Origin of the sequence: Kitasatospora cystarginea, from assembly GCF_039533515.1 — a bacterium.
GTDB classification, from domain to species: domain Bacteria; phylum Actinomycetota; class Actinomycetes; order Streptomycetales; family Streptomycetaceae; genus Kitasatospora; species Kitasatospora cystarginea.
The window spans coordinates 1-881 of the sequence record NZ_BAAATR010000188.1 but is presented as its reverse complement, the minus strand read 5'-3'; the positions used below and the strand labels follow the sequence as shown (position 1 = coordinate 881).

Below are 881 nucleotides of genomic sequence, written 5' to 3'. Positions count from 1 at the left end.
CCGCCGCCGCTCGGCCTCGGCGTCCGGTTCATCGACGGCAGCCATAGCGACCGTCCGGCCGTCGGCCAGCGGCCGAAAACCGGCGACGCCGCCGCGCCAAGCGGTCACCGCCTCCGCCAGCCCGTCACCGAGCCGCAGACGGTGCAACTGCCGACCAGTGACAAAGTACAACGACCCCGAGTCCGGAGCCCACTGCGGAGCCCCGACCCACGCGCTACCGTCCGTCAACTGCCGCAGGGCCGAACCACCGGCGGCTTCCGCCACCCACAGTGCACTCACCAAGCGCTCTCTGACACCAACGGTCCTCACCGCGTAGGCGACCAGGCAACCGTCCGGCGAGACCACGGGGTACAGCGGCACCACGCTGTCCACCACCAACTCGGCCAGCAACTCCATTGATGCCTCGGTCACTTGGCGCCCCCATCCGCAGCTACGTGTCCGCACATCCTGCCGCACGACCCAGAACTCGAACGCCGGCGGGGTGCGTTCAGCACCCGCCGAGGTTCAGAAACAGGCTGATGATGAGTGCCAGCAGGTACCAGTAGGAGTTGCCCCGGGTGAACACCCAGGGTTCCCCGTCCCTGTCCAGCTCGATGCTGCAGCCGCAGCCGTCCTGGTCGTCGCCCTGTTCGCCGGGCCTGTGGCGCTGGTTGAGCTTCGCGCCCAGGATGCCGGCGACCGCGGCGATGGTGTCGTGCGGGCCGGACGGCAGGATGAGGGCGGACGGCAGCGCCGCCAGTTCGCCGACCACGGCACCGGCGTGTGAGGGCGCCACGGACAGCATTGAGCTTCCCCCGAGATGCGGCGGATGGTGACAGCGGGTCAGATGGGCCTCATGAGAGGACCCGAGGCCATGGCCGCCCCGAAGAAGTACCCGCAGG

2 protein-coding genes are annotated in these 881 nt (G+C 69.7%); both read right to left on the bottom strand.

From position 1 onward, the window contains the following. Nucleotides 1-396: TolB family protein (locus tag ABD369_RS40755; RefSeq protein ID WP_425557903.1), on the bottom strand; the 396-nt coding region annotated here is incomplete at its 3' end. Nucleotides 397-487: 91 nt separating this feature from the next. Then, entirely contained in the window at nt 488-775 is a 288-nt protein-coding gene (locus tag ABD369_RS40750; RefSeq protein ID WP_344641683.1) for a hypothetical protein, read from the bottom strand. Between the last annotated feature and the right edge of the window lie 106 nt (nt 776-881).